A 23,866-nucleotide genomic window follows, 5' to 3' on the forward strand; every position below is an offset into this window, starting at 1 on the left:
CGACTGCACTCAAGTCTGGGCATGACCAGTCCCACCGAGTACGAAGCAGCACACTACGCTGACACAGAACCAGTAGCCGGCTGATCACCGGCCAACAAACCACCGGCAGGAAAGTCGGAACGGTTCATCCCGCTGGTGGGCACGCTCTGGCCACCGCCGCCGCCACCCGCCGGGGCGCCGGCCGTGTCGACACCCTTCATCGTTGCGGCGATCTCCGCGTCCGTGGCACCGGTGGAACGGTGCGTCAGGACCACGGCTTCGCGGACCTGGTCGACGAGGCGACGCACACGGTCGTGGTCGTCGTTCAGGTCCATCTGAGCCTTGCGGAAGGCACGGTGGGCGTCACCCTTCCAGGAACCGCCGTCGAGCGTGGCGATGACGTTCGCGAGCTTGCGGAGGTTCGCGGAGAAGTGGCCGGTGGTCAGGTCCATGGCGTCCGTGAATGCCTTGAACGCCTTGTCATCGACCTTTTGGTTGCTTGTCATGTTCCACCTTTCCCCACAAGGGGTTTTTCTTGGTGCGTGGTTGGTGCCGGACCGTGTTCAGCGGTTTGCCGCCGTTGACGGGCCAGACGTCCGATGAAGTATTACTGCCCGCAGCCCGGGCCGTACGGGGGTGGGGGCGGCGCTGTGGGGGAGTACGGGTCCGCGTACATCGCCTGAGCCGCCGCGCGCTTTCGCTGCCGCACGAGCGCGGCTGTCGCCGCCCCTGCCACCACCACTGCGGCTCCTGCGCCGATACCGATCCAGAGGCCGGTGTTGCCGCTGCTTCCGCTCGCGTTTTCCGTCTTTTCGGGGGCCGGGGCGTGGGCCTTGGAGTCGCTCTTCTTTTCCTGGGACGGCTGGGGGGACGGCTGCTTCGACGTGGACGCGCCGGCGGCCGCGAGGAGAGGATTCACGTCGGCGGGGCCCGGGTCGCCCTCGCCGTCCACGAGGACCTTGCGTGGGCGGACGATGCCGTAGCCGATATAGATGCTGGGCACCTTTCCCGTGGTGGGCTTACCCGCCGTGTCCATCATGACCCGGAGGACCTGGTTGTTGGTCCAGCCGGGGTGCTTGGCCCAGATGAGGGCTGCGCTGGCTGAGACGATGGCGGTGGCGGCGCTGGTTCCAGTCGTGGCACAGAACCCTTCGCTCTTCCTGCAACGGCCCGGAATCTCATCACCAGGGGCCGCGAGTGCCACGTTACTGGCGCTGTTCGACCACTTGGTCACGGTGCCCGACTGATCGATCGCTCCTACCGAAACAACGCCGGGAATGGCTGCGGGAAAGTTCGTGAGGTTTCCGTCTTCCCCGTCATTTCCGGAACCTGCAAAGATCAGGCTTCCCTTGCTCAGGGCGTACTTCACCGCCGCCTCGGTCAGCGGTGAGTTTTCGAGATTTCCTGGCCCAGCCATCGAGATATTGATTACTCGCGCACCGTTGTCCACCGCGTACCGAATCGCCTTACCCCACAGACGATCAGTGGTATCGGGGGCAGTCCTCACAGGGAGGATCTTGACACCCGGCGCCAACCCGTGGATGCCCTCGCCAACCGCCTTGCCGGCGATCAGGGCGGCCATGCCCGTTCCGTGACCGTCCTGATCCTGATTGGCGTCCAGCGGCCTGACGGACATATCAACACCCTTCAGTACCTGGCCGTTCAGCTCGGGGACGGATGAGTCCACACCCGAGTCGAGAACCGCGACGGTCACGCCTTCTCCGCGACTGACCTTCCAAATGTCATCGGCTCGCATTGAGTCCAGGTACCACTGCCTCGCCCTCATGTCCTCCGCCGCAGCGGGAGTCGTGAAGCCCCCAGCCAAGACGGCAAGGGCGCCGAGCAGCGGCAGGGCACTGTGCAGCGCTCTACGGACCGGACGGGGCATAAGGGCGAGGTCTCCTTAGAATCTCGATGGTGCCGACAACAGAGTTACCCGATGACGGGTGGGACGGTATCGCGGCGTCCTTCTGTCCACGTTTCCTCGTCTTCGACGAGGTAATCAGGCCTCTTGCCGTTACGGTGACGGGCGTCGTTACCCGAAGGGACGCCAGTGGGCGGCAACATTCCCATTCCCTGATTCCCCCGCACGAGGCCTGTACCGCCCGGGGTGAACTCCCCAGGCCCTCCACGTGGGGCACGAGGAGCACCAGCAGTGCCTCCCGGTTCGGTGGCCAGCCTGCGACCGGCAGCAGGAACCCGGTGACCTGGAGCCCCTCCGCCAGGGAGCCCGGAGAAGCCGCCCATTCCCATGGGGCCGCGGTTCATCGAGCCGCGCTCCTCTCCGATGACTGTGCCTCGAGGCAGCCTTGGCGCGACGGACCCGGCGACGGGACGGGACGGCGTACCGCCCACAATCCCGTCACGCGCGCCGACGGGAGGCGTCGCACCAGGCCGAGGGCTCGGCAGTCCCCTCTCAGGGCGTGCTCCCGAATCGAAGCGGTGCGCCCCGCCCTCGGACGGAACACGGGGCAGAGCGAGGTTCGGCCCAAGCGTCACCGGTGGTGCGAGGGGACTGATGGATTGCCGCGAGGCGTCCAGTGGCGGCGTGGGGAGGTCCGGTCTGAGGATGCTCTCCGGCGGTGGTGCGATGCCTACTGAATCGATCCTCGTTTCCGGCGCCCGGCGGGGCCCTGAGCCCACAGCGCCAGAATCAGGTGCGCCCGGGTCCGGGTGCACCTCGATGCCAGAGCGCCCAGCCGTCCCTCCTGGCCCCTGGGGCAACAGAACCTCGTGTGTCCCATTTGATCCGACGGAGTTGGAGAAAGAGACTCCACGCGCTCCACCACCTACGCCGTCACCGGCAGAGCTGCCACCGCCGCCAGCCGACGTGCCGTAAGACCGCTCTGAACCGGTGATGGAGTTGTCTACGCCCGGCGGCGGCACGAACGTCGGCTCCTCCAGCTTCCTGAGGTCCTCGTTAACGATGCCGTAGTAGTTGTCCAGCCCGACCAGCAGATCCGCGGCCTCGTCGCGCTTCTTCAGCCGCGCCTTGTCCTTCTCCGGATCCGCGTAACACATCATGTCCGGCTTCGGCATGGCGGACTTGGCCTTGGCGAGACCCTCGCCGGCCTTCTTCATCGCTTCGCCGGCGGATGACACGTAGTGGGCCAGCTTCGCGGTCTGCATGACCGTCTTCTCGCCCCACGTGTGGAACGCCTTGCCGCCCTCGCCCTCCAGCTTGACCTGGGTGAAGTACACCTTCAGGTCATTACTGATGGAGTCGAGCGCGCCGAATGCCTCCTCCAGCGCGTGCGCGACATCGCTCAGCCGGTCAGGGTTGGAGTTCGCCACCATCGCGTAGAGCTGATCGTGGCTGTAGTGGTCGAACTTGCCCTTGCTCTTGTCGTCGCTCATCTACTGATCCCCTAGAACCCGCCGTTGCCTCCGCTGGTGCCCTGTCCCCCTGGGGCACTCGCTTTCTGCGCGGCGGCCCGGTCACGCTCGTACTCCTGCGCACGCTTCTGAATGGCCCGCAGCTTCTCCGCCTCTTCGGCGTCGATGCCGTCGTAGCCGCGCTCGGCGATCACTGCCGCGAGACCTGTCGCCTCCAGCTGATCGCCGAATACCTTGGACAGCGCCAGCAGTCGCTCGTGGACCTTGTCGTAGAGGCCGGCCAGATCCTTCGCCGACCCGAATCCGGTGCCGAAGGCTTCCGTCGACACCTTCTGGTCGCCCATGGACTTCGACGACGCCTTCGACTTCTCCAGCTTGTCGAGGACGTCCTCGATACGGTCCTGGAACGACTTCAGCGTCTCGGGCTCCTTGGCGAGCTTGCCTGCCCCCGAAGGCGTGTACCCGCTGCCCTGATCCTGCCCTGTCACCCCGACCCCCTACCCGTGTAGCCCCCAAGGAGCGCCACAGTAACTGTAGTCACTGACATCCAGGGGCCCAACTGGATACCCGTCAAGACCGTTTGACGGGCGGGCGTCACCCGCTCCGGGAAGCCCGTCGGCGGTGGTCGCGGAGTACCACGGCCGTTCCGGCGATCACCGCTACGAGTACTCCGGCGCCGCCCAGCACGTACGTCGCCAGGCGCTCCTGGCGTTGCTGGGGGGTCTCGCCCAGGGGCAGGGCGGCGGCCTCGGGGGCTCGGACGTTTCGGGCGGCGGCCTTGTCGGGGGTGACCTTGTCGATGGGGTGGGCGTCCTCGGTGAGGGCGCGGACCGGGTCGACGACGCCCCAGCCGACGTAGCGGTCGTGACCGTTGACGGCGCGTTCGGCGGTCTGCTCGATCTGGGCGACGACCTGGTGCTGCTTCCAGTCCGGGTGCTTGGCACGGATGAGGGCCGCGACCCCGGCGACGTAGGGGGCGGAGAAGCTGGTGCCGTTGTCGACGCACTGGCCGCCGAGCGGGACGGTGGAGACCATCTCGACGCCGGGCGCGGCCACGCCGATGAACTCGCCGGGCTGGGAGAAGACGGCGCGCTCGTTGTTGCGGTCCGAGGCGGCCACGGCCAGGACGCCCTTGTACGCGGCGGGGTACGTCTCCTTGACGTTGCCGTCCAGCCCGTCGTTGCCCGCGGAGGCCACGACGACGACGTCCTTCGCCAGCGCGTCCTTCACCGCCAGTTCGAGGTCGGAGTCGGGAAGCAGCGGTTTCGAGGTGTCCTGCGAGATGTTGATGACGCGGGCCCCCGCCGCCACGGCGTGGGTGATCCCCTGCGCGAGGGTCCGGGACGTACCCGTGCCCTTCTCGTCGTTCTGCCGGATCGGGATGATGACGGATTCGGGGGCGATGCCGACGAATCCGCTGCCGGACGACGGGCGGGCGGCGATGATGCCGGCGACCTTCGTTCCGTGGCCCACGAGGTCGAGCGTGGGGTCGGTCTTCACCTCCGGGACCTGCTTTTCCTTCTCTTTCTCCTTCTGCCTCTCTTTCTCCTTCTCCTTCTCCTTTTCCCGCTCCTTCTCCTTCCGGCGCTCTTCCTCCTTCTTCCTCTCCTCCTCCCTCTTTCGTTCCTCTTCCTTGCTCTTCTCCGACGCCTTCGGCGACGGGCTGCCCGAGGGCTTCTTCTCCGGTGTCTTCTTCGCCGGGCTCGTCGGGTCGTCCTGCGGCCCGTCCTTCGTCGCCGCCCTGACGCTCGCCGCGCCCTCCTGGGGCGCTTCCTTCATCCCCGCGAGCAGGTCCACCCCACTCTTGGCGTCGACAGCGTCCTTGAGCTGCGGGTTCCTGACGTCGACACCCGTGTCGATGACGGCGATCCGCACCGGGTTGCCCTGGCTGTCACGGCCCTTGGTGTCCTGCCAGAGGCGGTCGAGGAGCACCCGCTGGAGTGACCAGGGCGTGCCCTTGATGGTCTTCGCCGGATAGCTCGTGCACTCGCCGCTGCCGTCCAGGGCCACGGGGACCCCCGAGGGCCCGGCCGACGCGACCGGCGCGACCGACGCGACCGGCCCTACGGAGGCGGCGGCAGCCATGGCCGGGGCGGACGACAGGGCGGTCAGCAAGGCGGCCGTCAGCGCGGCGGCCGAGGAGGTCGTGGTGCGCGGCATCGATGGCATCAGACGTCTCACGATCCCTGCGGCTGCCTGGCGCTGTTCGCGTCCAGTCGAGGCCCCGTCGGCAGGAACTGCGACCAGTTGGTCGGCACGGCCAGGGGGTTCACGTTCCGGTAGCCGAGCCTGATGCGGGCCTGGTCCGCCTCCGGCTGCGCGGCGGGCTGCGCCGGCTCCTGTGCCTCCGCCGTGCCCGGCGACGGCGCCGCGCTCTCGCCGATCTTCGACTTCCCGGCCGCGCTGTCGTTGTTGGACTGGACCGCGTAGCGCAGCCCGGTGTCCGTGACGAGGAAGACCGAGCCGCTGTTGGTCTGGCGGCCGGTGACCTGGCGGTAGAGGAGGCCCGAGCCGGGGGTGACGTACGCGCTGGTGGCGCCGTCGGGGATGGTGGCCGGGTACTCGGTGCCCGCCCAGGTGGCCAGTTCCGGGGTGCCGGAGGAGGACATGCCGCCGAAGATGCTGCACACGGTGTCCTTGGCCGCGGTGTTCGCGGTCGGGTTCACGCTGTTGACCTGCCGGGGGACCCGGGAGGGCCAGCGGTACTGCCCGTAGAAGTCCTGGTCGTGCGGGGTGAAGGCGGCGGCGCTCACCCGCTCGGGCACTCCGGCCTGGCCCAGTGTGGTCAGCTTCCGGCTGTTGAGGAGCAGCTTGGCGACGAGCTCGGAGACGCGCCGCACCTGGCCGGGCAGCACCACGTAGTGCTGGGTGCCCGTGCCCGTGGGCGCTTCGAGGACCATGCCGACCCGGTTGGCCCGCGGCGGCAGGCTGGCCACGCCCGCGTTCGCGCCGACCTCGTCGCGCATCTCGGGGAAGACGATGGGCGTGCCCTCGTGGAAGGTGTCGAGCCAGTCCTTGGTGACGCGCTGCGGCTGGGCGCCGTCGCTGAACAGGGAGCGGAGGAGCAGGTTCTGGTCGGCGGCGTCGGCGGACTTCCAGTCGTTGCCGCCGAGCAGGTACTTCACGCCCTGGGGGTCGACGAGGTAGCGGGCGTCGTCGGGGCCCTGGACGTACAGCGCCTGGTTGCCGCGCAACCGCTGGTCGCCGGTGAGCTTCTTCAGCTTGGGGTCGTGGCCGGCGAAGAGGAAGACCGCTTTCTGGGTGGTCCGGCCGCCGGCGCCGGGCTGTTCGCAGACGGCCCACTGCTTCTGCTTGCCCGCCTCGGTGGCGCTGGGCATCCGGTCGGGGGCGTACGGGATGCCGACCGTCGGGCCGCGCGGGATGTGGCCGTTGTCGAGCTCGGATTCCTTCACCTTGATGACGGTGGACTTGTCGGGGGTGAGGAGGAGCTTCGCGGACGCGAAGTTGAGCACCGGGTGCAGCTGCTTCTTGCCGTCGGTCTTCAGGACGACGTAACGGGTGGTCGACTGGCTGCCGACGATGACGTGCGCGGCCTCGTCGTCCCAGCCCTTCGGCGCGGTCGGCCTGAACATGCCCCACGCGCCGAAGCCGGCGACCAGCACCGCGCCGACGATGATGCCGGGCAGCACCGCGCGCAGCGGGCGTGGAGCGCCTTCCTCCGTGCCGCTGGGCGAGGGTTGCAGGAACGCCGCGACCGTGCGCTTCTTCGCGAAGGTGTAGGCATTGAGCTCATCCCGCCGTGATGCCATGTGTAGCCGCTTCTCCCCAAGTCGTCGGCGTCGGTGGACAGGCGCTGCCCGCGGTCCGGTTGTCGTACCGGCCCCCTACTATGCCGGTAGCGATCGGCGCGCCCGTCAGGGGATGCCGCTGATCCGGGATGACGGTCACGGGTGTCCGTGACGGGGACGAGGGCTTCGGCGCCGGGCCACGGAGGTGGCGGGGCGGCGGTCCGGTGACGATGGGGGCTTGACGGGCATGGGTGCCGCAACGCGCGTACGGAACCCGGGAGCCGCCGGCTCCGGGGCGGGCGTGGTCGCGCCACGGCCCGTGGCACGGGCGGTGAGCGTGGGGCCCGTGCGGCTCCAGCAGTTGGTCCTGGTCGAGGTGGCCGCCGCCCTGGTGCTGGCCGCGTGGGTCTCCGGGCAGCCGCTGCTGATGGCGCCCGCGGTGGCCGCCGCCGCGCTGCTGGTGCTGCTCGCGGTGGTGCAGCTCGGTCAGCGGCCGGTCGCGGAGTGGCTGGTGGCGGCGGTGACGTTGCGGGGGCGCGCGCGGCGCGTGGCACCCGCGGGCGCGGGCACGGATCCGGGGATCGCCCCGGTCGTGGAGTGCGAACCGGCCTTGCGGACCCTTTCCTTCACCGACCGCGAGCGCCGTGAGATCGGTCTGGTCGGCGACGGCACGTTCGTGACGGCCGTGCTCCGGCTCGACGCCGTGGACGCGCCGCTGCGGCCGCTGCGGGTGGAGAAGGCGCTGCCGCTGGCCCTGCTGCGGGACGCGATGGACGTCGACGGGATCCGGCTGGAGTCCGTCCAGGTGGTGCAGAGCACCCTGCCCTCGCCCGCGCCGCACCTGCCCGCCGAGTCCCTGGCCGCGCGGAACTACGCGCCGTTGCAGGCCCAGTCGGGCTCCCCGGCGGTGCGGATGACGTGGGTGGCGCTGAAGCTCGACCCGGAGCTGTGCCCGGAGGCCGTCGAGGCCCGGGGCGGCGGCCAAGAAGGCGCACGGCGCTGTGTGCTGCGGACGGCGGACCAGCTCGTCAGCCGGTTGCAGGGCGCGGGCTTCCGCGCGGCGCCGCTGTCCGAGGAGGAGCTGACGGCCGCGATATCCACCGCCGCGAACGTCAACCCGGTGGCCTCCGCGCAGGCCGGGCGGGCCGGCGCGCCCGTACGGCGGACGCTGGAGACCGTGCGGGCCTGGCGCTGCGACGACCGCTGGCACACGACGTATTGGGTGGCGCGCTGGCCGCAGCTGGGCCCGACGGCCACTCCCCTGCCGCAGCTGGCCGCGCTGCTCACCTCGCTGCCCGCGCTGGCGACGACGCTCAGCCTCACACTCGGCCGCGGCGGCACCCGGGACGGACGGCACGCGCCGACGATGACGGCACACGTCCGGGTGACCGGCCGCAGCTCCGACGAACTGGCCGCGACGCGGCGGGACCTGGAGCGGGCGGCGCGGGCCGTACGGGCCGGGCTGATCCGGCTCGACCACGAGCAGGTGCCCGGAGTCCTCGCCACGCTGCCCCTGGGAGGTACGCGCTGATGTCCACCGCCTCACCGACGACCGGACCCGCGACGGGACCGGTGCCCGGCACCGGGCCCGCGACCGCTCCCGTCCCCGCGCCCGGGCGGCGGCGCTTCGGGCTCGGCCTGCTCGGCCCCCGGCGCGGGCGGCACGAACTGTCGCCCGAACAGTTCGAGGCGCTGGCCCTGCCTGTCGGGGACGACGGCGTGGTCATCGGCGCCGATCCGCGCGAAGCGCCCGCCGTCCTCGGCCTCGCCCGGTCCACGCCGTTCGACGCGGTGCTGATCGGCGGCGCGTGGACGGCGCAGGTCATCGCCCTGCGTACGGTCGGCACGGGCGCCCGGGTGGCCGTCGAGACCGCCCGCCGCCAGCTGTGGACCGGGCTCGCCCAGGCCGCCAACGGCGGTCAGCAGTGCGTGACCCTGCACGACGTCGGCCGGGTGCCGCCGCAGGGGCCGACGGTGCACAGCCCCGTGCTGGTGGTGCGCGACTGCGGTGTGCGCCCGCCGCGCGGCCGGGTCGTCGCCGCCCCCTGGCAGCCCGTCCTGACCCTTCTCCCCTATCTGGGGCCCGAGGCCCCCCGGTTGATGGACAGCGCGGACCTCGTCGGCGTCCAGCGGGTCTCCCCGGAGGAGGCGCGCCATCTGGGCCGGCTCCTCGGGCTCCCGCAGGAGGACGTCGACGCCCTGCCCACCTTGCGGGACGGGCTCACGCTCTGGTGCGCGGGCGGCACGCGGATGTACGTGGACACCCGCGCGACCGAGCCGGAGACGGGGCTGCTGGGCGCCGCGCGCCGGATGGACTGAGCGGATCGGTGGGCTGACGGATCGGTGGGCTGACGGGCTGGTGGACTGGCGGGCCGGTGCGCTCACGGGCCGCCGAGATGCCGGACCGGTGGGCTGACGGATCGCCGGGACGTCGGCCCGACGGGCGGCTCTGCCCGGCATCGGGCAGGCATCGGGCAGGCATGTCGCGGCCGGTCCTGCCCCTGCCACGGCATGGCCGCAGGTGACGGAGGGTACGGCCGGTGGGCTCGGGACGGGCCTGCCGCGACGATGCGTATGACGATTAGTCTTGGTGGGTGTACGTACTGGAGACCCCATACCGGGCCTCTCCCGTCGCACAAGGGGGAACCCCGGGCGGTCGGACGACGGGAACGGTCGGGCCCGACAGGCAATTCATGGGCGCTAGACCACACCAGCAGGAGGCAATGTGAGCAGCGATCGGGACGCGATCCGCGCGGGCGGGACAGCAGCCGGCGAGGAACGGTCCGACGCGGGCCACGAGAACGAGCCCGAGCAGACGGGCGAGTTCACGATCGACTACACCCCGCCTGCCTGGTACACGCAGAACGCGGCGGCGCCTGCGGCGGGCCCGGACGGCGGTGCCGCGAGCGGCATGGACGTGGCGGCTCCGCCGCCGCCTTCGGGTGAACCCCTCGCGGCGTTCGCCGTGCCGGCGGACCCCGAGCCCGCGGCCGCCCCTGCCCCCTCCTCGCCCTTCTCCGGTTCCGTTCCCGGCGCTGGTGCGGACTCCGCCGGCGCCGAGCCGGTCGCCGGGCCGGACCTGACCGTGGGCCAGGTCGCGGATGCCGATGGGGCGGCCCCGGCGGCTCCTTCGGTTCCGGTGGCTCCGGCCGAGGAGCCGGTGCAGGTTCACGGTGCCGCGTCCGACGCGTCCGTCGATGCCCCGGGCCTGGTCACGGACATCGCCGCGGACGCGTCCGCCGGTGCGGTGACGGACTCCGCCACCGGTTCGGCCCCGGCCGTGGAGCCCGGCCCCGCCGGGGACTCCGTGGACGCCCCGGTCCCGGCCCCCGCCACCGACGCATTCGCGGACTCGGCGTCGGCCGTGGCGCAGGACCCCGCCGACACGGCGAGCGGTGACGCGCGTCGCGAGGGCACCATGCGGTTCTCCGCGGCCGCCCTGCACGAAGAGATCGCGAACCGCGCGTCCGACGAACCGACGAGTGCTCCGGAGGCCCTTGTCCTTCCGGACGCTCCCGACGCCCCGGAGGCCCCGGACACCGCAGAGGCCCCTACTCCAGAGGCCCTCGCTCCGGAGGTCCCGGACGCGCGGGCGCAGTGGACCCCTCCGGCGCCACCCGCGCTGCCCCCGCTGCCCCCGGACTTCCAGCCCGCCGTCGCGCCGCGGCCCGAGGCCGCTGCGGACCCCCAGGGTGGCTACGGCTATCCGCGCCCGGACACGCAGGAAGCTCCCCCGGCGGCTCCGGCGACGACACCGGCACCGGCACCGGCACCGCAAGGCGGCTACGGCTTCCCGAACCCGGACGCACAGGAAGCCCCCGCAGCGCCCCCCGTTCAGGCTCCCGCCCCGGCATCGCAAGGCGGCTACGGCTACCCCGGCCCGGACGCACCGGCGGTCCCCACACCCGCTCCCGCCCCCGCCCCGGTTCCGCAGGGCGGCTACGGCTACCCGCGCCCCGAACTCCACGGCGCACCGGCCTCGCAGGGCGAGCCCGTACCCGGCACCGCCACGCCCGCCACCGGCTACGGCTACCCCGGCCCCGGGCAGCACACCGCGCCCGCGCCCCAGGACGCCCCGCAGCCCACGGCCCCCGCGCCGGCGGCACAGGGCGGCTACGGCTACCCCGCCCCCGAGGCGACCGGCTTCCCGGCACCGCACACCGGTCAGCCCCTGAGCGGCCCCGGCGTTCCCGATGCCCAGGGCTTCCCGCCGCCCGCCTCGCAGGAGGCTCCCACCGCACCGAGCGAGCCCGGTCCGGCGCAGGCGGCGGCCGGCTACGGCCATCCCCGTCCCGAGCTGCCGGCTCCGCACGCCGCCACCGATGGCCCCGGCACCGGCACCGGGGCACCCGGCGGCTACGGCTATCCGCGCCCCGACGCGCAGGCCGCTCCCCCGGCCGCCGCCCACCCGCAGGCGGCGGCGCACGGCGCGCCCGCGCCCCTGCCCGCGCTCGGCCCCGTCCCCGGCGCGGCACCCGCGCCGCAGGCCGTCCCGCCGACCGGCTATCCGCAGGCCGGTCACCCCCAGGCCGGCTATCCGCAGGCCGCCCCGGCGCCCCTCCCGCCCGCCCTCGACGGCTTCGCCGCGCAGAGCGGGCACCCGCTGCCCGGCCAGCCGACCGGTCAGGCGCACCCCGCCGCCGCGGCCCTGCCCCCGGCCGTCGGGCCCGACGCGCACGCCGCTCAGGCGCCCGCGCCGCTCCCGCCGCTCGCCGAGGCCCCGCAGGACCGGGCGTACGACCCGCGGGCCGACGCGGCCCAGGCCGCTCCCCAGGCGACCCCGCAGGCCGACGCGCACCCCGGGATGCCCGTCGACCCGCGCGCCGGCGGCTGGCCGACCGTCTCGCCCGAGCAGCGGCAGCGGTCCGTGCACGGCGCGCCGCTCGGCTTCACCGCCTCCATGGAGCTGTCGTCGGAGCGGCTGCTGCGCAGCAAGCCCAAGCCGAAGAAGCAGATCAGCACCAACCGCTTCAAGTTCGGCGGCAAGAAGGAGGAGGCGGAGCGGCAGCGGAAGCTGGAGCTGATCCGTACGCCGGTCCTCTCCTGCTACCGCATCGCCGTCATCAGCCTCAAGGGCGGCGTCGGCAAGACGACCACGACGACGGCCCTCGGCGCGACGCTCGCGAGCGAGCGCCAGGACAAGATCCTGGCCATCGACGCCAACCCGGACGCGGGCACGCTCGGCCGCCGCGTACGCCGTGAGACCGGCGCGACGATCCGCGACCTCGTCTCCGCGATCCCCAGCCTGCACAGCTACATGGACATCCGCCGCTACACCTCGCAGGCGCCCTCCGGACTGGAGATCATCGCCAACGACGTGGACCCGGCGGTCTCCACCACCTTCAACGACGAGGACTACCGGCGGGCGATAGACCTCCTCGGCAAGCAGTACCCGATCATCCTCACCGACTCGGGGACGGGCCTGCTCTACAGCGCCATGCGCGGCGTCCTGGACCTCGCCGACCAGCTGATCATCGTCTCGACGCCGTCCGTCGACGGCGCGAGCAGCGCCAGCACCACGCTCGACTGGCTGCACGCGCACGGCTACGCCGACCTCGTCTCGCGCAGTGTCACCGTCATCTCGGGGGTCCGCGAGACCGGCAAGATGATCAAGGTGGAGGACATCGTCTCCCACTTCGAGACGCGCTGCCGCGGGGTCGTCGTCGTGCCGTTCGACGAGCACCTGGCCACGGGTGCGGAGGTCGATCTGGAGATGATGCGGCCGAAGACGCGGGAGGCGTACTTCAACCTGTCCACGCTGGTCGCGGAGGACTTCACGCGGGCGCAGCAGCAGCGTGGGCTGTGGACCGGGGAGAATCCGCCTGCGCATCAGGCGCCGCCGGTGCCGGGGGCGTACGCGCCGGAGCAGGCGGCTCAGCCGGGGACGTACGCGCCTGAGCACGCCGCTCAGCCGGGGCCCGCGGTGTACGGGTACGACCCGTACACGGGGCAGCCGTTGACCCAGCCGCAGCCGGGGGCCTATCCGGCGCCCGGGCAAGGCGGGTGGCCTCAGCAGTACCCGCCGCAGCAGTGACGGTGAGGGGGCGGATGTGAGGGGGCGGGGTGGGGATTTTTCCCCACCCCGCCCCTTCCCGCCGCATCCGATGCGCGGCTCCGCCGCGTGAGGGGCTCCGCCCCGACCCCGGTCCTCAAACGCCGGACAGGCTGAAATCAGCCCGCCCGGCGTCGGTCACCTCAAGAGCGGTGCGCTACCGCGCGACCACCTGCGACTCGTGTGCCGTCACCAGGTCGCGCGCCCGCTTCACATCGCCCGCCATGCACAGCAGCAGCGCCTCGATGGACTCGAACTTCTCCATGCCGCGCAGGTAGGCGAGGAAGTCCACGGCCACGTGGAGGCCGTACAGGTCGAGGTCCGTGCGGTCGATGGCGTAGGCCTCGACCGTGCGCTCGGTCGCGTCGAACTGGACGTTCGTGCCGACGGAGATCGCCGCGGGCATGGCCTCCTCGCCGACGACGAGCCAGCCGGCGTAGACGCCGTCGGCCGGGATCGCGGTGTGCGGGAGGGTCTCCACGTTGGCCGTGGGGTAGCCGAGCTCGCGGCCGCGCTGCGCGCCCTGGACGACGACGCCCTCGACGCGGTGCGGGCGGCCGAGGATCTCCATGGCGCCCGCGACGTCGCCCTCGGCGACCAGCCGGCGGGTCAGCGTGGACGAGAACGGCAGCCCGCCGCCCGCCTCACCGGTCACGTACAGGTCGATGACCTCGACGCCGTAGTCGTAGGTGGCGCCGAGCTCCTTGAGGAACTCCACGTCACCGGCGGCGCGGTGGCCGAAGCGGAAGTTGGGGCCCTCGACGACCAGCTTGGCGTGCAGCTTGTCGACCAGCACCTTCACCACGAAGTCGGCGGGCGAGAGCTTCGAGAACTCCGCCGTGAACGGCAGGATCAGCACCGCGTCCACGCCCAGCTCCGCCATCAGCTCCGCACGCCGGTGGTGCGGGGCCAGCAGCGGCGGGTGGCTGCCCGGCCGGACGACCTCGCTGGGGTGCGGGTCGAAGGTCACGACGACCGAGGGCACGCCGAGCTCCCGCGCCCGCTCCACCGCGCGGCCGATGATCAGCTGGTGCCCCCGGTGCACCCCGTCGTACGAGCCGATGGTGACGACGCTGCGCCCCCAGTCCTGGGGGATGTCCTCCAAGCCACGCCAGCGCTGCACTGTGCCCGCTCCTCGCCCGAACCCGAACTTTTGTCTGTCGATTACGCAGGTCTAAGAGTGCCATGCCGGTTCGCGCCGCTCAGCATCGGCCGGTCCACCGACTGTCAGATCTTCGTCATCTTCTTCCGCGGTCAGCCTGATCCGCGCCTGCGGGCCCACCACGACGGCCCACTGCGCGGGCGCGGAGCGCAGCCAGCCGCGCACCTGGCCGCCGAACACGGGGGCCTCACGGGCCAGCTGGGTCAGCCTCCGGTCGAAGCACGCCGCCCCTTCCGCGCTGCGGGCCATGAGCAGGCCGATGCGGTGCACCAGGTCGCGGGTGCGGGCCTCGGCCCGCTCGGCCGCGCCCGTGGCCACCGCGCGCAGCAGGGCGTCGAGGACGGTGATGTCCCGCTCGAAGGGGCCGTACTGCTCGCGCTCCAGCAGCACCTCCAGGAGCTCCTGGCGCAGGGGCCGCGAGAGGGGGGTGCCGGGGGCGGCGAGGACGGGCGCGAGGGCACGGCGGACCTGGGCGGAGCGGTTGCCCAGCAGCTGGACGACGAGCGGGAAGAGGACGGACCGTGCGGCGGGGCCCGCCTCCAGGCGCCGGTCCACGAAGGCCGCCGCGTGGCCGGCGCCCTCGGGGCGGTGCTCGACGTGCTCCCGGACGAGCGAGGCGGCGCGGCGGGCCAGGGCGGGGGTGGTGACGTCGGCGAGGGCGGCGAGGACCTCGCCGGGGCCGTCCCCCGGCTCGTACAGCCGGGCCCGGAAGACGGCGAGGACGGGCTCGGGGTGGGTGGAGAGCGCGGCGGCGAGCGCGCGGGCGGGGACGTGGGCGTCGCCGGCGGCGAAGCGGACGAGGGCCTGCGGGAGGTATTTGCCGCGGGTCTCGTCGTCGCGGACGAGGAGGCAGAGCGCCGTGCCGTGCAGGGCGCCCTCGGCGGGCCGGGCCAGCAGGGCCAGCGCGGAGTAGCGCAGCAGCTCGCGGTCGGCGGTGGTGGTGACGTGGGGGGCCGTCTTGAGGGCGTAGGCGGCCGCGGCGACATGGCGTTCGACGCGGTCGTCGTGCGCCCAGCGGTCGACGGCCCGGCAGATCGCGGACGGCTCGTCCTCGGCGAGGGCGACCAGGAGCTCGTCGGCCCGGGGGTGGCCCGCGTCGACGAGGGACTCGGCGAGGTCGTCGACGGCGTGGTGGCGGTGGGTGTGCAGGAGGACCTGGGCGGCGGTGGAGACCGTGGGGCGCACGCAGTCGCCGTAGGGCGGGCCCTGGAGGGGGCGCTCGTCGGCGAACCAGCGGCACAGGAGGGTCTGCGCGGCGCAGGGGTCCTCGGCGAGGACGGTGGCCACGGTGGGCAGGAAGCGGTCGCTCTGCGGCGGGTGGGCGGCGTGGTGCGCCTGCGGTTCGAGCTGCTGGGTCTGGGCGGCGCCGGGCGGCGGGCCGTCGGCGGGCACCAGCAGCCGGAGCAGGTCCAGGCGGTCGGCGAGGCCGAGGGGCAGCCGGAGCCAGAACCAGGGGCCGAACTCGGCGAGGCCGCCGAGGGAGCCCGCGGGGTCGCTGTCGAAGCCGCCGATGGCGAGCGAGCGGGTGGTCAGCCGCTCGGCCAGCAGCCGCAGGGTGTCCAGGTAAGGGGTGGCGTCGGGGACCCGCAGCAGCGTTTCGCCGAGGAGGTGCGCGGCCCACCAGGCGGGGTCGGGGAGCGCCGGGACGTGCTCGTCGGCCTCGGCGGACGGGCGGGGCGCGAGGGAGAGGGCCTCGGCGGCGTGGATCAGCCCGTCGAGGCGGGTGGCGAGCTCCTCGGGGCCGGAGCGGCGGCCGAGGAGCAGCAGCGCCTGAAGGACGGGGCCGATGCGGTGGCGCGGTACGGGCACGGGCTTGGGCCGCTCCTTGCCGCGCGCCCCGGCGCGGGTGCGGCGGCGGGCGGCCGCCGTTCTGGGCGGCCTGCTGGAGCCGGGCGGCGGCGGGACGTGGCCCTCGGGCGCGGGGCCGCCGCCCGGCCGGGACGGCAGCCGGGGCTCCGTCTCGGCGGGCGGGCCCTCCGGCTCGTACCAGCGGTGGACGAGGGTGTGCAGGGCGGCGTCGAGGTCGAGGTGCGCGCCTTGCAGCCAGTCGGCGAACTCCTCGTGACCGAAGCGGTAGCCCGTGCCGGCCGGGACGAGCATCCCTTCGGTGAGGACGGCGGAGGCCCAGCCGTTGCGCCAGGGGAACAGCTCCTCGAACGCCTCGCGGTCCAGCTCTCCCTGGCCCGGCCCCAGGCACCGCCGGGCGGCTTCGTGGAGCTGGCCCGCCACCCGGGCGGCCAGCCGGCGAACGGCGGTGCCGCGCAGCGGCGGCCTGCGGTCCGCCGAGAGCCTTACGGCGATCCGGAGGCAGATCAGGTCGAGGTAGGCGGCGAAGACACCCCAGCGGTCGGGGGGCGGGGCGGAGCCGTCCTCGCTCCCGTCGGGGACGTCTCCCCCGGCCGCCCAGGCCCGTCCCCCGTGGACCGGGAGGGCCGCCCGGACCTCGGCGAGGAGGCGCAGGGCGAGCGGGTGGGCGGCGTCGGCCTCCTGGATCGCCTCGGCGGGGACGCCGTAGACGGCGCGGGCCTGGGCGGCCTGGCAGGGCGTGAGGTCGGTGAGCCGGACGCAGGCCGGCAGGCCGCGGTGGACGGCCGTGTCCAGGGGGGTGTGGAGGGCGGCGCGCGGGAAGAGGGCTCCGGCGGTCTCCCAGTGCTCCGGGCGGCAGGCGACGACGAGCCGGGCCGCCGTACTGTCCAGCCATTCGGCCGTCGCCGCCGTCCACGACGGCAGGGCGTGGGCGAGGACGGGCGGCACCTCCTCGGGGCCGTCGAGGACGACGAGGAGCGGCCGGCCGACCCGCTGGGCGAGGGCGGCGACGGCTTCCGGGGTGGCCTCCGCCGGGTCGCCGACCGTGCCCGCGGCGCCCGCCGAGGCGGTGACGATCCGGCCGGCCGCCTCCAGGGCACGGGCCACGGCGTCCCGCACGCTCTCGTCGCCGTCCTCCAGGTCGGCGCCGCGCAGCCAGATCGTGGGCGCGGGCTCCGGGCCCCGGGCGCGGCGGGTGGCGAGCGCGCCGAGCTCGGTGGTGCGGCCCGTGCCGGGGCCGCCGACGAGGCCGAGGACCCGGGCCCCGGGCGGGCGGCCTCCCTCCGGGTCCTCCGCGCTCTCCGCTCCCGCCCCGTCCTCCTCCGGTGCGTCGTCCGGGGGGACCTCGCCGGGCGTGGCGCCCGTGTCGCCCTGTACGGGGCTTCCGGGGGCGTACGAGGCGTCGGCGCCGCGCCCGTACGGCTCCTCCGGCTCGTACGGCCCCTCAGCACCGTACGAGCCCTCCGAGCCGTACGGGCCTGCCACCCCGTACGGCCCCTCAGCGCCGTACGCAGCGGCGTCGGGGCCGCCGCAGGTCTCCGCGGGCAGGCCGGGCGCCGGGCCCGCCGCGACGGTCACCTCGCCGTGGACGTCGTGGTCGAGCCCGCAGGGCACCCGCTCGCGCGGGCGCCGGCCGGTGTCCAGGAAACGGGCGAATTCGCGGGCGACCTCGGGGCGGTCGACGGGGTCGCGCCAGACGCGGGAGGTGGTGACGGGGCCGAGCGAGGTCGCCGTGAGCTGGAGGGCGCCCGCGAGGTTGAGGTCGGGGCCGTAGGCCGGGACGGTGGCGCCGTTGTGTTCCAGGAGGCGGGCCAGGGGGCCGTCCGGGCAGGCCAGGGCGGCGGCCCGGAGGGGGATGGCGAAGCCGCCGGAGCGGCGCTCGGCGTGCAGCGCGGTACCGAGGACGGCGACGACGGTGCCGGTGCGGGCGTCGAGGACGGGGCCGCCCGTGGCCTCCTCGCCCAGGCGCAGGCCGTCCCGCTCGCCGACGGAGAGCTCCACGGCGGCGTCGAGCAGATGGAAGCGGTCGGTGGCGGTGTACGTGACCAGGGCCTCGCCGACGATCCGGGCGTTCTGCCAGCGGCCGGCCCGCAGCCGGACCTCCGCGCCGTCCTCCAGATACTCCGCGGCGGCGACGGGGAGCGGCTGGACGCCGAGGCCCTCGGTCCGCACCAGCGCGAGATCGGATCCCGGCAGCGGGGTGACGGCCTCGGCCCCGACGAGGCAGGTGCGCTCCCCGGGCGCGAGCAGGACCAGGCGGGCGAGGCCGTCGACCGCCTCATGGCTTGTGATCATGGTGCCGCGGTCGTCCGCGAGGAAACCCGTGCCGCGCGGACGCCCGGCGAGGTCTCTGATGCGCACCAAGTTCTCGTCCGCATCGGTCCGTCGACCGCTCATCCGCCGAACCTCCCCGCCGTGCACTTACTGCGACGGTAGGCAGCGGATGATCGGCAGGACAGATCGCACCAGGAACGCGCCCCCTTCCACCCCCTCGGTTCACTCCGAGCGCCTGCCCAATGGGGTGAATCCTCAGCACGGGATGGATAGAGAACCGGAGGGAGGGGGATCGTGGGGCGGGAGCGTGTCGCGAAGCGGGCTCCCGCCCCACGGTGAGGCCGGCGCCGCCAAGATCACAGCCCCGGTTGCCCGGCCCACCGCCTGGCCCCGCCGTTGAACGCCTCAGGCGCGGCGGAGCGCCCGGAGACAGCGGAACGGAGACAGCGGAACGCCCCCGGGCGGTCGGAAGACCGCCCGGGGGCGTCCGGACATCGTGTGGTGCCGCCGGCCGGCTCAGCCGAAGACGGCCAGGCTCTTGGCCCGCCCGCCCTGGTTCTCGATCAGCACCAGGAAGCGCCCGTCCGGACCGAAGACCGCTATCGGGCCCTTGGTCTCGAAGAGCGGCATCCTGACCCGGACGCCGTTGGCGAGCAGGCGCGCCTGCTCCTCCGTGACGTCCCAGCGCGTGAAGGCCGCCTCGGCCGCCTCCGCCACGGGCATGATCGTCAGCTCCTCCTGGAGCTGGTCCAGCGTGCGGGCCTCGCCCAGCCCGTACGGGCCGACGCGGGTGCGCCGCAGCGCCGTCAGATGGCCGCCGACGCCCGTGTCCGCGCCCAGGTCGCGGGCGAGGGCACGGACGTACGTACCGGAGGAGCAGACGACGGAGACCAGCAGGTCCTGCACCGGGGTGCCGTCCGCCGCCTCCGCCGGGTGCACCGCGTGCACGGCGAAGGAGGAGACCGTCACCGGACGGGCCGGGATCTCGAAGTCCTCGCCCTCACGGGCCCGCGCGTACGACCGCTTGCCGTCGATCTTGATCGCGCTGACCTTCGACGGCACCTGCATGATGTCGCCGGTGAGCTTGGCCACGCCCGCGTCGATCGCCTCGCGGGTGACGCCGGAGGCGTCGGCGGACGAGGTGATCTCGCCCTCCGCGTCGTCCGTCACGGTGTTCTGGCCGAGCCGGATCGTCGCGACGTACTCCTTCTCGGTCAGCGCGAGGTGACCGAGCAGCTTGGTCGCCCGCTCGATCCCGAGGACGAGCACACCGGTCGCCATCGGGTCGAGCGTCCCCGCGTGGCCGACGCGCCGGGTCCGCGCGATGCCGCGCATCTTCGCGACGACGTCGTGCGAGGTGAAACCGGCCGGCTTGTCGACGATGACCAGGCCGTCCGGCGGGGTCTCCTTGTGCTTCATTCGGCGGCGGCGTCCTTCTCGTCCTCGTCGCCCGGCTTGCGGTACGGGTCGGCGTCGCCCGCGTACGTGGCGCCCGAGGACGCCTCGCGCACCTGCTGGTCCGATGCGCGCGCCTTGTCGAGCAGGTCCTCGATCGTCCGGGCGGTGTCCGGGAGGGCGTCGGCCACGAACGTCAGCGTCGGCGTGAACTTGATGCCGGCGGCACGGCCGACCTCGGAGCGCAGGATGCCCTTGGCGCTCTCCAGGCCGGCGGCGGCGCTGGCACGGTCCTCGTCGTCGCCGTAGACCGTGTAGAAGACCGTAGCCTCCCGCAGGTCGCCGGTGACCCGGGTGTCCGTGATGGTCACGTGCGTACCGAGCCGCGGGTCCTTGATGCCGCGCTGAAGCTTCTGGGCGATCACCTCGCGGATGAGGTCCGCCAGCCTCTTCGCCCGCGCGTTGTCGGCCACTGGTCCGTCTCCTTCTTGTTGTCCATTGTGCTTGTGACGCCCCTGCCGCGCTCAGTCGTCATGGGCGCCGTGGAACCGCCGCCTGACCGAGAGCAGCTCCACTTCGGGCCGCCCGGCGACAAAGCGCTCGCAGCGGTCCAGCAGGTCGGTGAGGTGCCCCGGATCCCCGGAGACCGCCGCCAGGCCGATCTCGGCCCGGCGGTAGAGGTCCTGGTCGCCCACCTCCGCCACACTGACCGCGAACTTGCGGTGCAGCTCGGCGACGATCGGTCGGACGACGGAGCGCTTCTCCTTCAGCGACCGTACGTCGCCGAGGAGGAGGTCGAAGGACAGCGTCCCTACATACATGCGTGACGGGTGAAGCCCACCCGGGAGGCGTGAGGTGTACAGCGTGTACGTGGTGTACGAGCTCTTCGAACCGTACACGTAACGGCCGGGGCCGATCGACGGAAATTACTCCCCGCCGACCGGCCCCGAAACGTTCTGCGCAGATCAGCCGCGCGGCTTCTCCCGCATCTCGTACGTCGCGATGACGTCGTCGATCTTGATGTCGTTGAAGTTTCCGAGGTTGATACCACCCTCGTAGCCTTCGCGGATCTCGGTGACGTCGTCCTTGAAGCGGCGCAGACCCTGGATCGTGAGGTCCTCCGCGATGACCTTGCCGTCGCGGATGAGGCGCGCCTTGGTGTTGCGCTTGACCTCGCCCGAGCGGATGAGGACACCCGCGATGTTGCCCAGCTTGGACGAGCGGTAGATCTCGCGGATCTCCGCCGTACCGAGCTCGACCTCTTCGTACTCGGGCTTCAGCATGCCCTTGAGGGCCGCCTCGATCTCCTCGATCGCCTGGTAGATGACCGAGTAGTACCGGACGTCGACACCCTCGCGGTCGGCCATCTGCGTGGCACGGCCTTCCGCACGGACGTTGAAGCCGATGACGATCGCGTCGGAGCCGGACGCCAGGTTGATGTCGGACTCGGTGACCGCACCCACGCCACGGTGCAGCACGCGGATGTCGACCTCCTCGCCCACATCGAGCTGGAGCAGCGAGGACTCGAGAGCCTCGACCGAACCGGACGCGTCACCCTTGATGATGAGGTTGAGCTGCTGGATCTCGCCGGCCTTGAGCACCTTGTCGAGGTCCTCGAGGGACACCCGGCGGGTGCGCTTGGCGAAGGCGGCGTTGCGCTCGCGCGCCGCGCGCTTCTCGGCGATCTGGCGGGCCGTGCGGTCCTCGTCGACGACGAGGAAGTTGTCGCCGGCGCCCGGGACGTTGGTCAGACCGAGGACGAGGACCGGGGTCGACGGACCCGCCTCTTCCACGTTCTGGCCCTTGTCGTCGAGCATCGCGCGGACACGGCCGTAGGCGTCACCGGCGACCATCGTGTCACCGACGCGGAGGGTACCGCGCTGGACGAGCACGGTGGCCACGGCGCCGCGGCCACGGTCGAGGTGGGCCTCGATGGCGATACCCTGCGCGTCCTGCTCCGCGTTGGCGCGCAGGTCGAGCGAGGCGTCCGCGGTGAGGACCACGGCCTCCAGCAGGCTGTCGATGTGCAGACCCTGCTTGGCGGAGATGTCGACGAACATGGTGTCGCCGCCGTACTCCTCGGCCACCAGACCGAACTCGGTGAGCTGTCCGCGCACCTTGGTCGGGTCGGCGCCCTCGACGTCGATCTTGTTGACCGCGACCACGATCGGCACGTCGGCCGCCTTGGCGTGGTTCAGCGCCTCGATCGTCTGCGGCATGACACCGTCGTTGGCCGCCACCACGAGGATCGCGATGTCGGTCGACTTGGCACCACGGGCACGCATGGCGGTGAACGCCTCGTGACCCGGGGTGTCGATGAAGGTGATCGCGCGCTCTTCGCCGTTGACCTCGGTGGCGACCTGGTACGCACCGATGTGCTGCGTGATACCGCCGGCCTCGCCCGCGATGACGTTCGTCTTGCGGATGGCGTCGAGCAGTCGGGTCTTACCGTGGTCGACGTGACCCATGACGGTGACGACCGGGGGACGGGAGACGAGCATCTCCTCGCCGCCCTCGTTCTCACCGAACTCGATGGAGAACGACTCGAGCAGCTCGCGGTCCTCCTCCTCGGGGCTGACGATCTGAACGGTGTAGTTCATCTCGTCGCCGAGGAGCTGCAGGGTCTCGTCGGAGACCGACTGCGTGGCCGTGACCATCTCGCCGAGGTTCATCATCACGGCGACGAGCGACGCCGGGTTGGCGCCGATCTTCTCCGCGAAGTCGGTGAGGGAGGCACCACGGGACAGGCGAATGGTCTCGCCGCCACCGCGGGGCAGCATCACGCCGCCGACGGACGGGGCCTGCATGGCCTCGTACTCCTGGCGCCTCTGCCGCTTCGACTTGCGGCCACGACGCGCCGGACCGCCGGGACGGCCGAACGCGCCCTGCGTGCCACCACGGGCACCGGGACCGCCGGGACGGCCACCGAAGCCGGGACGACCGCCGAAGCCGCCGCCACCGCCGGGAGCGCCACCGCCACCGGGACGACCGGCGAAGCCGCCGCCGCCACCGGGACGACCGCCGCCACCGGGACCGGCCGGACGGCCGGCGAAGCCGCCGCCGGGACGACCGGCACCGCCGGGACGACCCGCGCCGCCGCCGGGACCGCGACCGCCGCCACCGGGGCCCGGACGCGGGCCGGCAGCCGGACGCTGCGGCATCATGCCCGGGTTCGGGCGGTTACCCGCGGGACCGCCGCCGGGACGCGGAGCGCCACCGGGACCGCCCTGCGGACGAGGCATGCCACCGGGGGTCGGACGGGCGCCGCCCTGACCCTGGGGACGCGGGGCACCACCCGGGCCGCCCTGCGGACGCGGAGCGCCCGGGGCACCCTGGCCGCCGGGGCGCGGCGCGCCACCGGGACGAGGGGCCTGCGGACGGGCCATGCCCGTGGAGCCACCGGAGGTGAAGGGGTTGTTGCCCGGACGGGGACCGGCCGGACGGGCGCCACCGGGGCGCGGGGCACCCTGGCCCTGGCCGCCGGGGCGCGGACCGCGCTCGGGACGGCCGCCGTCACGCTGACCGCCGTCACGACCGGCGGGCGCCGGACGGGCCGGACGCGGGCCGGGGGTGGCGCCGGGGCGCGGGCCGGAGGGGGCCTGCTGGGCCGGGGCGGCCGGAGCCGGCGCGGAGAACTCCGCGGCGGGCACCGGGGTGACCGGCGCGGGCTTGGCCGGAGCCGCCGGAGCGGGCTTCGGGCCGGGGCGCGGGCCGGGGGTCGGCGCGGCACCTGCCGGCTTGGGGGTGCTGGGGGTCTCCGCCGCCGGCTTCGGGGCCGGTGCGGCGGGACGGGGGGCGCCCGGAGTGGGGGCACCCGGCTTGGCGGGCGCGGCCTTGCGCGGCGCCGCCGGCTTCGCAGCGGACTTGGCGTTGCCGCCCGGCCCCTGCAATGCGTCAGTCAACTTGCGGACGACCGGCGCCTCGATGGTCGAGGACGCCGAACGGACGAATTCACCAAGTTCTTGGAGCTTGGCCATGACGACCTTGCTCTCCACTCCGAACTCCTTGGCGAGTTCGTATACCCGGACCTTAGCCACTTCGCTCCTTCTAGGTCCGGGTGTCCACCGGACCGTCGCTACTTCATGGGCGTACTCATCGCGTACTCATCGAGTG

The 23,866-nt window shown here is 73.1% G+C and carries 15 protein-coding genes; 3 read left to right on the forward strand and 12 right to left on the reverse strand.

All coding sequences use genetic code 11. The annotated features are described in order from the left end of the window. Window positions 1–53: 53 nt before the first annotated feature. The 6 genes from LUZ64_RS30320 to eccB all read right to left on the reverse strand — a co-directional run bounded on the left by LUZ64_RS30320 (window position 54) and on the right by eccB (window position 7,085). Window positions 54–485, reverse strand: coding sequence for a WXG100 family type VII secretion target (locus LUZ64_RS30320; protein WP_095583635.1), 432 nt, complete (start codon window positions 483–485; stop codon window positions 54–56). Between the two features lie 101 nt (window positions 486–586). Then, window positions 587–1,693 (reverse strand): S8 family serine peptidase, encoded by a 1,107-nt coding sequence (locus LUZ64_RS30325; RefSeq protein ID WP_232389977.1) that lies wholly within the window; start codon window positions 1,691–1,693, stop codon window positions 587–589. A gap of 218 nt (window positions 1,694–1,911) precedes the next feature. Further along, complete coding sequence (locus LUZ64_RS30330; protein WP_143593391.1) at window positions 1,912–3,336, reverse strand: hypothetical protein; 1,425 nt, start codon at window positions 3,334–3,336, stop codon at window positions 1,912–1,914. A gap of 11 nt (window positions 3,337–3,347) precedes the next feature. Continuing rightward, window positions 3,348–3,803: a DUF2563 family protein gene (locus LUZ64_RS30335; protein ID WP_095583633.1), complete on the reverse strand. Its 456-nt coding sequence runs from the start codon at window positions 3,801–3,803 to the stop codon at window positions 3,348–3,350. Between the two features lie 106 nt (window positions 3,804–3,909). After that, window positions 3,910–5,475: a type VII secretion-associated serine protease mycosin gene (gene mycP, locus LUZ64_RS30340; protein ID WP_095583632.1), complete on the reverse strand. Its 1,566-nt coding sequence runs from the start codon at window positions 5,473–5,475 to the stop codon at window positions 3,910–3,912. A gap of 17 nt (window positions 5,476–5,492) precedes the next feature. After that, window positions 5,493–7,085, reverse strand: a complete 1,593-nt coding sequence (gene eccB / locus LUZ64_RS30345) for a type VII secretion protein EccB (protein ID WP_095583631.1) — start codon at window positions 7,083–7,085, stop codon at window positions 5,493–5,495. A 226-nt stretch (window positions 7,086–7,311) separates the two neighbouring features. On the opposite strand from eccB, the gene eccE reads away from it, so the two are divergent. The 3 genes from eccE to LUZ64_RS30360 all read left to right on the forward strand — a co-directional run bounded on the left by eccE (window position 7,312) and on the right by LUZ64_RS30360 (window position 13,098). Next, window positions 7,312–8,595, forward strand: a complete 1,284-nt coding sequence (gene eccE / locus LUZ64_RS30350; protein WP_095583636.1) for a type VII secretion protein EccE — start codon at window positions 7,312–7,314, stop codon at window positions 8,593–8,595. Then, window positions 8,595–9,383, forward strand: coding sequence for a hypothetical protein (locus LUZ64_RS30355; protein WP_095583630.1), 789 nt, complete (start codon window positions 8,595–8,597; stop codon window positions 9,381–9,383). The genes eccE and LUZ64_RS30355 overlap by 1 nt, the downstream gene beginning before the upstream one ends. Before the next feature lie 406 nt (window positions 9,384–9,789). Then, window positions 9,790–13,098, forward strand: a complete 3,309-nt coding sequence (locus LUZ64_RS30360; RefSeq protein WP_232389976.1) for an SCO5717 family growth-regulating ATPase — start codon at window positions 9,790–9,792, stop codon at window positions 13,096–13,098. Window positions 13,099–13,273: 175 nt separating this feature from the next. Here the strand turns inward: LUZ64_RS30360 and LUZ64_RS30365 are convergent, their stop codons facing one another. The 6 genes from LUZ64_RS30365 to infB form a co-directional block, all read right to left on the reverse strand. After that, window positions 13,274–14,239, reverse strand: coding sequence for a bifunctional riboflavin kinase/FAD synthetase (locus LUZ64_RS30365; RefSeq protein ID WP_087925985.1), 966 nt, complete (start codon window positions 14,237–14,239; stop codon window positions 13,274–13,276). A gap of 51 nt (window positions 14,240–14,290) precedes the next feature. Next, window positions 14,291–18,481, reverse strand: coding sequence for a trypsin-like peptidase domain-containing protein (locus tag LUZ64_RS30370; RefSeq protein ID WP_170116676.1), 4,191 nt, complete (start codon window positions 18,479–18,481; stop codon window positions 14,291–14,293). A gap of 393 nt (window positions 18,482–18,874) precedes the next feature. Next, window positions 18,875–19,777 carry a tRNA pseudouridine(55) synthase TruB gene (truB, locus tag LUZ64_RS30375; RefSeq protein ID WP_095579424.1) on the reverse strand — a complete coding sequence of 301 codons (903 nt, stop codon included), beginning with the start codon at window positions 19,775–19,777 and terminating at the stop codon, window positions 18,875–18,877. After that, a complete protein-coding gene (gene rbfA, locus LUZ64_RS30380; RefSeq protein ID WP_095579425.1) occupies window positions 19,774–20,226 on the reverse strand; it encodes a 30S ribosome-binding factor RbfA in 453 nt (150 codons plus the stop codon). Before rbfA ends, truB begins: the two co-directional genes overlap by 4 nt. Before the next feature lie 51 nt (window positions 20,227–20,277). Then, window positions 20,278–20,574 (reverse strand): DUF503 domain-containing protein, encoded by a 297-nt coding sequence (locus LUZ64_RS30385; protein ID WP_095579426.1) that lies wholly within the window; start codon window positions 20,572–20,574, stop codon window positions 20,278–20,280. 144 nt (window positions 20,575–20,718) lie between these two features. Further along, complete coding sequence (infB, locus tag LUZ64_RS37615) at window positions 20,719–23,790, reverse strand: translation initiation factor IF-2 (RefSeq protein ID WP_232389975.1); 3,072 nt, start codon at window positions 23,788–23,790, stop codon at window positions 20,719–20,721. Window positions 23,791–23,866: the final 76 nt, after the last annotated feature.

The organism is Streptomyces albireticuli (genome assembly GCF_021228125.1).
Lineage (GTDB): Bacteria > Actinomycetota > Actinomycetes > Streptomycetales > Streptomycetaceae > Streptomyces > Streptomyces albireticuli.